Source organism: Streptomyces sp. NPDC058619, assembly GCF_042717785.1.
In the GTDB taxonomy this organism is placed as follows: domain Bacteria; phylum Actinomycetota; class Actinomycetes; order Streptomycetales; family Streptomycetaceae; genus Streptomyces.
This window is the reverse complement of the sequence record NZ_JBHXQN010000103.1, coordinates 1-11,251: the sequence shown is the minus strand read 5'-3', so window position 1 is coordinate 11,251 and position 11,251 is coordinate 1. Positions and strand designations below refer to the sequence as shown.

Below are 11,251 nucleotides of genomic sequence, written 5' to 3'. Positions count from 1 at the left end.
GGTGTTGTGTTTTCGTGCCCGGGGTTGTGGGTGCTGTCGTGGTTGGGCCTGCGGGTGGGGTGGGTGGGGGGGGGGGGGGCCGCCCCGGCCGCGCCCCCCCCCCCCCCGCCCCTCCGGGCGTGCTGTGGCTTCCGGTCCTCAGGGGAGGATCAGGCGTCCTTCTGGCCGGCCTTCGCCGCGCGCTCGGCGTTCTTCTCCTTGATGCGGACCGTCTCCTTGCGGACATCGGCCTGCGTGGCGCGCTCCTTCTCCAGCCACTCGGGACCCTCGGTCTTCAGGGCCTCGATCTGCTCGGTGGTGAGGGCCTCGGTGACCCCGCCGCGGGCGAGGCCCGCGATGGAGACACCCAGCTTCGCGGCGACCACGGGCCGGGGGTGCGGCCCGTTGCGCCGCAGGTCCTGCAGCCACTGGGGCGGGTCGGACTGCAGCGCGCTCAGCTCGGTGCGCGAGACGACACCCTCCTGGAACTCTGCGGGGGTGGCCTCGAGGTACACGCCCAGCTTCTTCGCCGCGGTCGCGGGCTTCATCGTCTGGGGGCTCTGGTGCGACGTCATGGAGTCAAGAGTATCGAGCGTGTGCGCTACCTCTGACCACGCCGGGTAATCTGGCCGGGTGACAGGCTCGGAAGTAACCCCATCGTTCCGCCTCGCCTACGTTCCGGGCGTGACACCCACCAAGTGGGTCAGGATCTGGAACGAGCGGCTGCCCGACGTCCCGCTGACCCTCGTCGCGGTGGCGGTCGACGAGGCCTTCGGCGTCCTGCGGGCGGGCGGCGCCGACGCCGGATTCGTACGCCTGCCCGTCGACGCCGAGGACCTCAGCGCGATCCCGCTCTACACCGAGACCACGGTCGTCGTGATCCCGAAGGACCACGTCATCGCGGCGGTCGAGCAGGTCTCCGCCGCGGACCTGGCCGACGAGCTGGTGCTGCACCCCCTCGACGACACCCTGGACTGGGAGAGCCCGCCGGGGCGCCCCGCGATCGAGCGCCCCGAGACGACGGCGGACGCCGTCGAGCTGGTCGCGGCGGGCGTGGGCGTACTGGTCGTCCCGCAGTCGCTCGCCCGCCTGCACCACCGACGGGACCTCACCTACCGGCCCGTCTCGGACGTTCCGGAGTCGCGCGTCGGGCTGTCCTGGCCGCAGGAGGAAACCACCGACTTGGTGGAGGAGTTCATCGGGATCGTCCGCGGGCGGACCGTCAACAGCACGCGCGGCCGGCCGCCTACGCCGCCGCAGCCCAAGGGCAAGCGCGCCGCGGCGGGCGGTGCCCCGGGCAAGTCGGCGGGCGGCAGGACGGGCGGCGGCAAGGCGACGGCCGGCAAGTCGGCGGGCGGCAGGTCCGGCAAGCCGGCCGGCAAGAACACCCGGGGCGGTTCCGGCGGCGCGGGCGCGGCGAAGGGCGGCAAGGGCGGAGCCAAGCGGGGCAAGCCCCGCGGCAGGTCGTAGGCAGCGGAGCCCGGTGGGCGCGGCGGCGGGGCGGGTACCGGACGGCCGGGACCCGCCCCGCCCGTACGTACCGGCGGGGTGCGGCCGGGTCAGCCGGCCCAGCGGCCGGTCAGGAAGGTCACGGCCACCACGACGCCGACCGGCGCCACCACGTACACGTACGCCGCCCGCACCCGCGGTCGCCGCAGGCTCCAGCCCGCCAGGGCGATCCACAGCGGCCACCACAGGAGGGTGGAGCGCGGGATCGACGTGTACCAGTACGAGGTTCCCAGCGCCCACAGCGTCAGGGCGGTGTAGAGCGCCTCGGGCAGTCGGCGCCGGCGCACCAGCACGACCAGCAGCGCGAGGCCGACCAGCATCGCGAGCAGCTCGGCCTGCCACATCACCGCGTACCCGGTGGCCTGGGTGCGCTGGAAGGCGGCCTCCCAGGTGTGGGACCAGGCCTCCCAGGGGGCGTGGAAGTCCCGGTACCAACCGCGTTCCTGGGCGTGCTTCCAGGCCATCCAGTCTCCGGTACGGGCCGACAGGAACCAGCCGTAGAGCACCGGGGCGAGCGCGGGCAGGAGCAGCCAGGGAGCCCGGCGCCGGCCGGAGCGGCCCTTCGCGGTCAGGACGAAGTGCAGGACGAGCGCGGCGGCCAGGAAGAGCCCGGTGACCCGGACCGAGCAGGCGAGGCAGGTCAGCAGCGCGGCGGCCCGCCAGTTCCCGCGCAGCGCCGCGAGCCAGGCGGGCAGGGCCAGGGCCAGGAACAGCGCCTCGGTGTACCCGGCGGCGAGGAACACCGCACAGGGCGAGAGCAGGAGGAACATCACCGTACGGCGGCCCGCGTCCAGGTCGCCCAGCTGGTGGCGGGCGATCCGCGCCAGGGCCAGGACGGCCACGCCGCCGGCGACGAAGGAGATGAGCAGCCCGGCAGCGGCCCAGTCGGGCACGACCGTGTGCACGGCGCGCAGGGTCAGGGGGAACCCGGGGAAGAAGGCCTCGCGGTTGTCCCAGCCCGCGGTCCGGGGACCGGCGCCGCCCGGGAAGTAGCCGTCCCTGGCTATGGACAGGTAGTGCTGCCAGTCCCACTGCTGCCAGGGCGCGAGCAGCCCGGCCGGCTCGCGGCGCTCGCCGGCGGAGGGGAACAGCCAGCGCACGGCCCAGGCGGTGATCCAGAGTCCGGTGCGGGTCAGCGCGTACAGCCACAGCACCTCGCGGTCGGCGGCGTCCAGCCGGGGGAGGCGTCGACCGACGGGCCGTCCGCCCGGGGCGGGGGCGGGGGCGACCCCGACGGGCCGGGGCGGGGCGGAAACGGACATAGCGGGATCTCCTGATCGGCTGAGGGCGCGCCGGACCGCCGGCCGGGGGTGCGCGGCCGCGGTGCGCGGGCGGTGGTGCGGGTACCTGTGGGGCTACCGGGGTCGCAGGGGCTACCGGGGAATCAGGGGTGCCGGGGCCGTCGGGTGCCCGGATCCCGGGTCACCGGGTGGAGTGGTTCGAGGGGGTCGAGGAGGGCTCCGTGTTCGGCGCGGTTCCGGTGGGCAGGGCCGGCTCGGTGGTGCGGGCGGGAGGCAGCACGGTCGACGTCCCGGACGCCGGGGGGTTCGCCGAGGTCCGCGTGGAGGACGGCCCCGCGGTGGTGGCCGGGGGAGGCCCCGGGGTCGACGACGAGGCCGGCTGCGGGGGCCGGGCCGACGTCGGTCCCGGGGGCGGGAGGAGGGACGGCGCCGGCGCCGAGGGGGTGGTCGCCGGCAGGTTCCCGCCCCGGTTCTCGGGCAGCAGGGACGCCACTGCGGCGCCCGAACCCGCGAGGACGAGGCAGGCCGCGACCGCCAGGCCGGCGATCCGGCGCCGCCGGACCCGCTCACCGCGCCGGGCGATCTCCGAGACGGGAGGGAGGGCCGTCCCGGGCTGTCCGGCGGAAGCCGCCTCCTGGAACAGCGACCGCAGCGGATCGTTGGTGTCAGGCATCGGGATCCTCCTCGATACGGGGGTCCATCAGATGGCGGGAGAGGGTGGCCCGGCCCCGCGTCAGGTGGGTCTTGACCGTGCTCGCGGACAGGGAGGTCTCCGCGGCGATCTGTTCGACGGTCAGATCGCACACGTAGTGCAGGGCCAGCGTCCGGCGCTGCTTGAGCGGGAGGTGCCGCAGCGCCTCCACGAGGGCCACCGCCTCCGGCCCCGGTCCCTCCACGTACGCCGCGGGGGCGGTGCGCTCCCAGGCGTCGGCGGTGCGTCGGCGCACGCGCCACCGGCTCACCGCGAGCCGCCAGGCGACGGTGCGGATCCAGGCCTCGGGCCGTCCTTCGACGTCCAGCTGCCTCCGCCGGCCCCACCCCTTGACGAACGCCTCCTGCACCACGTCCTGTGCCTCGTGGTGATCACCGAGCATCACGTACAGCTGTCCGGTCAGCCGTCCCGCCGCCTGCGCGTAGAACTCTTCGAACTCCTCGACGGTCAAAAACTCACTCCCGCATTCATGAATCCCTCTCGGTGGGCATACGCCCGCCGCACCGCGTCCGGTTGACATCGGACGCGGAGAAGTCTTGTGAGTGGCGTCACACGCGTGCCGGAGGGACACACGGCGTCACGGTCCCGGACGCGCCGGTGGGGCGTGCGGTCGTCACCGCACGCCCCACCGGTCCTGCTCTGCCGCCCCGGCCCTCGGGGCCGGTGTAGCGGGCGGTCGGCGGTCCGATCACCACCAGGATGAAGACGTACGCGGTCGCGAGCGGCCCCAGTGCCGGTTCGATGCCGGCCGTGACGGCGAGTCCCGCGATGACGATGGAACTCGCCGCGGGCGACGGGGGTGCCGCCGGCCCGCCAGCGTCCCTTGACGCCGATCCCGGCGCGCCGGGCGGCCCAGTAGCCGGTTGCGATCTTCGTGCCCGCGGTGACCACGGCGAGTGCGAGGGCGGGCAGCAGGACGGGCGGGATGCTGGCCGGGGCGGTGTGCAGGCCGAAGAAGACGAAGAACACGGCGGCGAACAGGTCGCGCAGCGGGCCGAGCAGCGTGTGCGTCCCCTCGGCCACCTCACCGGACAGGGCGATGCCCACGAGGAAGGCGCCGACGCCGGCGGACACCTGGAGCTGCTGCGCGACACCGGCCACCAGCCGGGGGAGGAGATCCAGGTGACGCCGGCCAGGACCACGGCGGCGACGGGCCCCCAGCCCATCAGGAGCGTGGCGACCGCGCCCGGTACGGCGTTGAGGGCGAAGTCGACCAGCCCGGCCGGGCAACTGGGTCTTGAGGTTCGACACCAGGTCGCTGGCGGTGTACTCCAGGCCCGGCATCAGCAGGAGCAGGATGACGCCGATCTCGGCGCCGATCGCCACGGACTCCTCAGTGGCGCCCAGCGGCAGCAGCCCGCCCGTACCGAGACCCGGTCTCGGTCTGACCCCTCCTCTTGTCCGGTTCGACTCGATGGTGCGGCGCCCGGCCGGCACGCGGCAGGAACCGGCCCCGGCGCGGGCCCATGGTGTCATCCGGTGGACAGTGGCGGATGAGAGTCCGCCGCGCCGCTCGGCTGGCTGCCGACCGCCGTCGACCTGCCCGCTCCAGAAGCCGGGCATGCGCGACCGCCTGGAACCGACCCGCCGCGCGATCCACGGCGGCCTCATCGAGCCGTAGCGGACCGGGGCCGCCGCCCGGGCGGGTATCTGCCCGGTCGTGGATGGGGCATGATCGGGGGATGTCTGATCGCATCATCGCCGCCTGTGACGGAGCGGCCAAGGGGAACCCCGGGCCCGCCGCGTGGGCCTGGGTCATCGCCGACGCCGAGGGCCGGCCCGATCGCTGGGAGGCCGGACCGCTGGGCCGCGCCACCAACAACGTCGGGGAACTGACCGCCCTCCAGCGCCTCCTGGAAGCCGTGGCCCCGGGCACGTCCGTCGAGGTGCGCATGGACTCCCAGTACGCCATGAAAGCGGTCACGCAGTGGCTTCCCGCCTGGAAGCGCAACGGGTGGAAGACCTCCTCGGGCCAGCCGGTCGCCAACCGCGAACTCGTCGAGGCGATCGACCTGTTGCTCGGGGACCGCGACGTGACGTTCGTGTACGTGCCGGCCCACCGCGCGGACGGGGACCACCTGAACGCCATCGCCGACCAGGCCGCGAGCGACGCCGCTGTGTCCCAGCAGGGCGCCGGCACCGCCCTAGGCGACGCGGACATGCCGCAACCCGCACCGGCCCGCAGCGCGCCCGCCCGTGCCAAGAAGGCGCCGTCGCGGGGGAAGCCGTCCACCGGGGCATCGGCGGGACGCGGCCAACAGCGAGCGATCAAGGCCAAGTTCCCGGGTACCTGCCCGTGCGGCAAGACGTACGCGGCGGGCGAGCTGATCACCAACAACGGCAAGCGCTGGGGCCACCCGGACTGCGCGGCGGCCACCGCGGTCGGCGCTGCCGGGCCGCAGGCGTAGGCCCGGGTGCTCGCCGACCACCACGCGTACGAGGCCCTGTCGATCGCGCGGAGCCCGCGTACGACGAACGGCTGACGCGGGCCTGTCCGCCCCCGCCCCCCGGTACACGCACCGCAGGGCGGTGCACGCCCGCCGCCCGGGCGCCGCAGCGCCCCCGGACTACGGGCGGCCGGGCGGCTCGCAGCCCCGATCCCGTACCGCCGCGCCGGACCGGGCAGCCGGGACCCCCGGCAGGAAGGACACCTGGGCCGCGCCCGTCCGCGGATGTACGGCGACCTCGGCCGCCACGCCGTACACGTCGGCCAGGAGCCGTGCGGTCAGTACCTCGCCGGGCGGTCCGGAGGCCGTCACCGCCCCGTCGCACAGGACGTAGAGGCGGTCGCAGTAGTAGGCGGCGAGGTTCAGGTCGTGCAGGGCCACGAGGACCGTGGCGGGCAGCTGCCGCAGGAGCCCGAGCACCTCCAACTGGTGCCGGATGTCCAGGTGGTTGGTCGGCTCGTCGAGCACCAGCAGGGCGGGCTGCTGGGCCAGCGCACGGGCGATGAGGACGCGTTGGCGCTCGCCGCCGGAAAGGCGGTCGAAGGAGCGGTCCGCCAGCGCGGTCGCGTCCACCGAGTCGAGGGCCCACGTGACGATCGCGGCGTCCTCGGCGCTGTCGCCGTCGAACAGCCGTTTGTGCGGGGTGCGGCCCATCGCGACCACCTCCCGCACGGTCAGGTCGAAATCGGCCCCCGCGTCCTGCACCACCGCGGCCACGGTGCGGGAGAGCCGCCGCACCGGCAGCGTCCAGGCGTCCGCGCCATCCACGTGCACGCTGCCCGCGTCGGGCCGCAGCACGCGGTAGACGGTGCGCAGAAGGCTGGACTTGCCGCTGCCGTTGGGCCCGACCAGGCCGACCACCTCGCCGGGCCGGGCGCTGAGCGAGACGTCGCGCACCAGGTGGTGTGCGCCGGCGGTGAGGGTGACGCCCTCGACGGTGAGTTCTGCCGCGCTCATACCGCTCCTCGGCTCGTGGTGCGGCGGGCGTCCCGGCGCATCATCCACAGGAAGAAGGGTCCGCCGCAGAGCGCCGTCAGCACGCCCACGGGGATCTCCATGGGCGAGGCGACGGTCCGCGCCGCGATGTCGGCCCAGACGAGGAAGACCGCGCCGGCGAGCGCCGCCGCCGGCAGGACGCGCCGGTGGTCGCCGCCGACGAACAGGCGCACGATATGCGGCAGCATCAGCCCGACGAAGCCGATCGGCCCGGCCGCGGCCACCAGGACGCCGGTCACCAGCGACAGCAGGACGAACATCCGGGCCCGGAACCGGGCCACGTCCAGTCCCATGCTCGTCGCGGCCTCCTCACCGGTCAGCAGCAGGTTCAGCGACCTGGCCTGGACGAGGAGGACGGCGATGCCCAGCAGCAGGGCCGCGCCCGGCAGCCACAGGGTGTCCCACTGGACGCCGCCCAGTCCCCCCAGGGTCCAGGCCAGGACGGCCCGCGCCTCGTTGCCCCGGCCGGAGGTCAGCAGCAGCATGTTCATCACCGCGGTGAGGACCGCTGCCATGGCGACCCCCGACAACACCAGCCGCACCGAGGTGATGCGGCCGCCGGCGCGGGCCGTCGAGTACACCAGCAGCAGCGTCAGCAGCGCGCCGGCGAAGGCGGCGACCGACAGCGACAGTGCGCCGAACAGGCTCACGCCGAAGACGATCACCGCGACGGCGCCCAGGGACGCCCCGGAGGACACTCCCAGCAGGTACGGCTCCGCGAGCGGGTTGCGGACCAGGGCCTGCATGGCCGTCCCGATGACCGCGAGCCCCGCGCCCGTCACCGCCCCGAGGAGGACCCGCGGAGCCCGTACGTCCAGCACGATCGTCTCCCGCGCGCGTGACCAGGTCGGCTCCGACCAGTCGGCGCCCAGCGCGTGCGTCACGATGCCCCACACGTCGCCGGGCGGTACGTGCACCGACCCGATGGCCATGCCCGCGGTCGCGGAGACCAGCAGCAGGGCGCCGAGGACCGCGAGGGTCGCGGCGAAGGACCCGCGTCGCGGCGGGTCCGCGCCGCGGGCGTCCCGCCCGGCAGGGAAGGCGGCTGACATCGTCTTGGCGGGGGAGGGGGCCGTCACCGGAGCCGCTCGGGGTGCAGCCCGCGCGCCAGCTCCTCCACCGCGTACGGCGGCCTGACACCGACCAGGGTCGAGGTCAGCGGCACGACGACAAACCGCTTGTTCCTGATGGCCGGCACGTCGGCGAGCGCGGGCTGGGAGAGGAGGAACTCCTGCTTCTGCCGGACGCTTCCGGTGCCCGCGTAGTCGTAGATGGCGATCACCTCCGGCTTCCGGTCGACGACCTCCTCCCAGGAGACGTCACCGAAGACGTCGTCGAGGTCCGCGAAGACGTTCCGGCCGCCGGCGAGTTTGATGATCTCGGTGCCGAGGCCCTTGCCGCCGGCGGTGAACGCCGACTTGTCGCCGCTGTCGTAGACGAAGACCGGTACGGCGGGTGCGTCCTTGACCGCCTCGGCGGTCCTGGTGACGCGCCCCCGGAGGTCGGCGACGAGCTTGTCGGCCCGTTCCCCGACGCCGAAGACGCGTCCGATGGTCTGGATCTCGTCGTAGGTGTCCTGCATGGTCACCTGCTTCTTCCCGCAGTACTCGCGGTTGAGGTAGGTGTCGATGCCGGCGTCGCCGAACGCCTTGCGCGAGCGGCCCTCCTTCTCGGCGAACGCGGAGCCGTAGCCGCCGTAGACGAAGTCGGGAGCGGCGTCGAGGACGGCCTCGAAGGAGGGCTCCTTCTTCGCCAGCTCCGGTACGGCCTCGAAGTCCTGCCGCAACTCGGGCAGGACGGCCGAGTCGGGGAACGCGGTGCCGACCATACGGTCCTTCAGCCCCAGGGAGAGCATCAGTTCGGCGGGGTGCTGGTGGATGGTGACGACGCGAGCGGGCGCCTTGTCGTACGTGGTCCGTGTGCCGCAGTTGTCGATCGTGACGGGGAACCCCTGCGCGGCCGAGCCGGAAGACCCCGAAGTGCCGGACGGTTTCGCGGTGTCGGGGGAGTCCTTCGCCGAGCCGCAGCCGGTCAGTACGGCCGTGGACAGGGCCAGGGCCGCGGCGGCCGCGCGCAGGGTACGGCCGCGCCGGGCGGGCGGGCGGGGGAAAGGGGGGCGGGGCATGACGTCGTACACGTAGAGCCTCCTGCGGAGTCCGCGCTCCTCGGATCGGGCCCGCGACAGGCCAGTGTCCTGACTCCCGGGTCGGCGTCCCCCTGGCCTTCCCGCGACGGGCGCGGCGGCTCGCAGGAGGGGCGCACTCCCCGGTCACAGTGGCGGGACCGTGCCGGAATCGCACCGGCTTCCTGTCTCCCGTCGCGGTGATGACCCGGTGATATTACGTTCTGTCGGGTGGGGGGCGAAAAGGGCGTGCTGCGGCGCACCGCGGACCCCGACCGCGCTGCGGCTGCCGGACGGGGCGGAGGACCGGCCGCCGCGGCCCGTACGGTGACCCGGTGTTCGAGCAGTTGACGATGGACGTACTGTCGCCGGGGCGCAGTTTCACCGCCCCGGGCGTGCGGCTGCGCCGGTCGGCCAGCGGCGAGGACGTGGTGCGGGCGGCGGCGAGCCGCGCGGGGGCGGGGCGGGCGCGAGTGCGCGGCGGGTAGCCCGGTACGGCCCGGGGCGCATGCCCCGATGTCCGGGTCAGCGGGGGCCGGCCGTGGCGCACGGCACGCACGAGGTGGCGGTCGGGCGGGCCTCCAGGCGTTCCGCCGGGATCGGTTCGCCGCACCTCTCGCAGCGCCCGTAGTCCCCTCGGGCGAGCCGTTCCAGCGCCAGGTCGACGGCGTCCAGGTGCTCGCGGGCCCGGGCCAGGAGGGCGGCGACGTGAGCCCGCTCGAAGGCGGTGCTCGACCCCTCGGGGTCGTGCTCGTCGTCGACCGCGACCAGGGCGTTCGCCGCGACGATCCCGTCGAAGTCACGGATCAGGGCCGCGGTCCGCGCGAGGGTGTCGGCCCGGTCCGTGGCCAGCCGCTCGCGGGCGGACTCGTACCCTTCCCCGCGCTCGTGGTCGTACCCGTACCGAGGGGGCACCTCAGGGGCCGAATCGTCCATGCGTGCGACAACGCCGGTGTCCGGGCGCACATTCCTCCGGCGTGCACACGTCACGGGTGACCGGGGGCAGCTCCCTCGAGACCAGCGCGGTCGGCTCTCCTACGGGCAGACCCTCGCCGGCCTCCACGCGGCCGGAGCCCCGATCAGGCGGGCCGTACGGCCTGAGGGCGCGTACGGCCCCGGGAGGCGCGGGTGCGGCTACCCGCCGTCGGAGGCGGGGCTTTCTCCGGCGGCGCCGTGATCGGGCCGCTTCCGGTCCCCGTCCTGCCCGGGGTGGAGGGCCAGCATGTCCAGGAGTGCGGCCAGGCCGTCGTGCCCGGTGGTGTGGGCCGCGACCGCCTGACGGGCCCGCTCGCGCTGGCCGGAGCCGTCGGGCAGGGCGTCCGCGCACGCGGGCCGGCCCGTGACCGCCGGTCCGGCGGCAGCGCCGCGTCCCGCGTACGACCGGTGCTCCCCGGCGGTCGCGCACACCGCGACCGCGGCCGCCGAGCGGCGGCGGGTCCCGCCGCGGGCGACGGCGGCCCTGGTCCACTCCCACAGGCGGGGGGCGAGCTCCGACGGGCGGGGCAGGTAGGCGTTCGTCATCGCGCCCTCCTCCTATTTGCCCAGCTGTTCCGGGCCGAGCTCCTTGAGAGGGGGCCGGCGCCCCATGAGGATCTCCTTGCCGTCCTGGTCGAGGAGGTCGTTCTCGTCGCTCGCGGTGAACTCGTCGCGGTGCTGACCTGCGGTGCCGGGGCCGGGGCCGACGCTGTCGGTGTCGGTGTCGGTGGTGTCGGCGGGCCCGCGCTGAGCGGGGCGGCGGTCGTCTGCCATCGTGCTCCTCCTCGTACGCACCCGATCCTGACCGGCGGCGGTCAGGGACCCGGATGCCGTGCTGCCGTGGGTCCCGTGGAGTGTGCCCACGCGAGGGAGAGCAAAGCACGTCCGCAGCCCGCTCCCGCAATCCACCAGTTCGCGGCCCGGGCGGGTGTGTCGGCGCCCCTCGGGCAGGAGAAAGGTGAATCCGTACGCGCGGTCTGGGGAATACCGAGCAAGCGGTTGTCCGGCTCCGCCCCGGGAACGGCCGCGGCCGGCGGTATCGTCGGCGGCTCGGCGCGAATGGGCGGCCGGGAACGGGGCAGGCGGACCCCGGGCGGAATGCGAAAACCGCCGCGAACGGCATGGAATACGGAAAAGGGAAGGACGGCGGGGAGATCGCCGCTGTCCCCCGATGTACCGGAGGAGTTGTTTTCGCGTGACTGAGCATGTGTGGAGCTACACGTCGACCGCCGGCCACCTGGCCGGTACGGACCTGACCGGCTACAAGGTC

At 74.4% G+C, this 11,251-nt stretch carries 13 protein-coding genes, 1 pseudogene and 1 riboswitch; of the genes and pseudogenes, 3 read left to right on the top strand and 11 right to left on the bottom strand.

Annotated elements, in window-relative coordinates; translation table 11 throughout:
* Positions 1-149: 149 nt before the first annotated feature.
* Positions 150-554, bottom strand: a complete 405-nt coding sequence (locus ACFWTC_RS37605) for a DUF5997 family protein (RefSeq protein WP_383933370.1) — start codon at positions 552-554, stop codon at positions 150-152.
* Between the two features lie 58 nt (positions 555-612).
* Between ACFWTC_RS37605 and ACFWTC_RS37600 the strand changes: the two genes are divergently transcribed.
* Complete coding sequence (locus ACFWTC_RS37600) at positions 613-1,449, top strand: LysR substrate-binding domain-containing protein (protein WP_383933372.1); 837 nt, start codon at positions 613-615, stop codon at positions 1,447-1,449.
* A gap of 89 nt (positions 1,450-1,538) precedes the next feature.
* On the opposite strand, the gene ACFWTC_RS37595 is transcribed toward ACFWTC_RS37600, so the two are convergent.
* The 4 genes and pseudogenes from ACFWTC_RS37595 to ACFWTC_RS37580 form a co-directional block, all read right to left on the bottom strand.
* Positions 1,539-2,750 (bottom strand): mannosyltransferase family protein, encoded by a 1,212-nt coding sequence (locus tag ACFWTC_RS37595; RefSeq protein WP_383933374.1) that lies wholly within the window; start codon positions 2,748-2,750, stop codon positions 1,539-1,541.
* 160 nt (positions 2,751-2,910) lie between these two features.
* On the bottom strand, positions 2,911-3,402 hold the full coding sequence (locus ACFWTC_RS37590; RefSeq protein WP_383933376.1) for a hypothetical protein: 492 nt from the start codon (positions 3,400-3,402) through the stop codon (positions 2,911-2,913).
* Complete coding sequence (locus tag ACFWTC_RS37585; RefSeq protein WP_383933378.1) at positions 3,395-3,892, bottom strand: SigE family RNA polymerase sigma factor; 498 nt, start codon at positions 3,890-3,892, stop codon at positions 3,395-3,397. Before ACFWTC_RS37585 ends, ACFWTC_RS37590 begins: the two co-directional genes overlap by 8 nt.
* 97 nt (positions 3,893-3,989) lie before the next feature.
* Positions 3,990-4,809 (bottom strand): annotated as a pseudogene (locus ACFWTC_RS37580) (cation:proton antiporter); the annotation flags it as partial.
* 314 nt (positions 4,810-5,123) lie between these two features.
* Here ACFWTC_RS37580 and ACFWTC_RS37575 point away from each other — a divergent pair.
* Positions 5,124-5,849: a ribonuclease H gene (locus tag ACFWTC_RS37575; protein WP_383933065.1), complete on the top strand. Its 726-nt coding sequence runs from the start codon at positions 5,124-5,126 to the stop codon at positions 5,847-5,849.
* Positions 5,850-6,008: 159 nt separating this feature from the next.
* Here ACFWTC_RS37575 and ACFWTC_RS37570 read toward each other — a convergent pair whose 3' ends face one another.
* From ACFWTC_RS37570 to ACFWTC_RS37560, 3 genes are read right to left on the bottom strand one after another with little or no spacing between them, the layout of a single operon-like run.
* A complete protein-coding gene (locus ACFWTC_RS37570) occupies positions 6,009-6,845 on the bottom strand; it encodes an ABC transporter ATP-binding protein (protein ID WP_383933063.1) in 837 nt (278 codons plus the stop codon).
* Complete coding sequence (locus ACFWTC_RS37565; RefSeq protein WP_384075080.1) at positions 6,842-7,936, bottom strand: FecCD family ABC transporter permease; 1,095 nt, start codon at positions 7,934-7,936, stop codon at positions 6,842-6,844. Before ACFWTC_RS37565 ends, ACFWTC_RS37570 begins: the two co-directional genes overlap by 4 nt.
* A 23-nt stretch (positions 7,937-7,959) precedes the next feature.
* The gene (locus ACFWTC_RS37560; protein ID WP_384075077.1) at positions 7,960-9,021 is read right to left on the bottom strand and encodes an ABC transporter substrate-binding protein; all 1,062 of its coding nucleotides are present in this window, start codon (positions 9,019-9,021) and stop codon (positions 7,960-7,962) included.
* Between the two features lie 29 nt (positions 9,022-9,050).
* Positions 9,051-9,233: riboswitch (cobalamin riboswitch) on the bottom strand.
* 108 nt (positions 9,234-9,341) lie between these two features.
* On the opposite strand from ACFWTC_RS37560, the gene ACFWTC_RS37555 reads away from it, so the two are divergent.
* On the top strand, positions 9,342-9,494 hold the full coding sequence (locus tag ACFWTC_RS37555; RefSeq protein WP_383933059.1) for a hypothetical protein: 153 nt from the start codon (positions 9,342-9,344) through the stop codon (positions 9,492-9,494).
* A 37-nt stretch (positions 9,495-9,531) separates the two neighbouring features.
* Here the strand turns inward: ACFWTC_RS37555 and ACFWTC_RS37550 are convergent, their stop codons facing one another.
* From ACFWTC_RS37550 to ACFWTC_RS37540, 3 genes are all read right to left on the bottom strand, one after another.
* Positions 9,532-9,942: a TraR/DksA family transcriptional regulator gene (locus ACFWTC_RS37550; RefSeq protein WP_384075075.1), complete on the bottom strand. Its 411-nt coding sequence runs from the start codon at positions 9,940-9,942 to the stop codon at positions 9,532-9,534.
* A gap of 198 nt (positions 9,943-10,140) precedes the next feature.
* A complete protein-coding gene (locus ACFWTC_RS37545; protein ID WP_384075072.1) occupies positions 10,141-10,527 on the bottom strand; it encodes a hypothetical protein in 387 nt (128 codons plus the stop codon).
* Between the two features lie 12 nt (positions 10,528-10,539).
* A complete protein-coding gene (locus tag ACFWTC_RS37540) occupies positions 10,540-10,755 on the bottom strand; it encodes a hypothetical protein (RefSeq protein ID WP_384075069.1) in 216 nt (71 codons plus the stop codon).
* Positions 10,756-11,251 lie beyond the last annotated feature (496 nt).

Coding starts and splice junctions, on each gene's coding strand:
- ACFWTC_RS37605 (WP_383933370.1), bottom strand. CDS start 554: ATGACGTCGCACCAGAGCCCCCAGACGATGAAGCCCGCGACCGCGGCG.
- ACFWTC_RS37595 (WP_383933374.1), bottom strand. CDS start 2,750: ATGTCCGTTTCCGCCCCGCCCCGGCCCGTCGGGGTCGCCCCCGCCCCC.
- ACFWTC_RS37590 (WP_383933376.1), bottom strand. CDS start 3,402: ATGCCTGACACCAACGATCCGCTGCGGTCGCTGTTCCAGGAGGCGGCT.
- ACFWTC_RS37575 (WP_383933065.1), top strand. CDS start 5,124: ATGTCTGATCGCATCATCGCCGCCTGTGACGGAGCGGCCAAGGGGAAC.
- ACFWTC_RS37570 (WP_383933063.1), bottom strand. CDS start 6,845: ATGAGCGCGGCAGAACTCACCGTCGAGGGCGTCACCCTCACCGCCGGC.
- ACFWTC_RS37565 (WP_384075080.1), bottom strand. CDS start 7,936: ATGTCAGCCGCCTTCCCTGCCGGGCGGGACGCCCGCGGCGCGGACCCG.
- ACFWTC_RS37550 (WP_384075075.1), bottom strand. CDS start 9,942: ATGGACGATTCGGCCCCTGAGGTGCCCCCTCGGTACGGGTACGACCAC.
- ACFWTC_RS37545 (WP_384075072.1), bottom strand. CDS start 10,527: ATGACGAACGCCTACCTGCCCCGCCCGTCGGAGCTCGCCCCCCGCCTG.
- ACFWTC_RS37540 (WP_384075069.1), bottom strand. CDS start 10,755: ATGGCAGACGACCGCCGCCCCGCTCAGCGCGGGCCCGCCGACACCACC.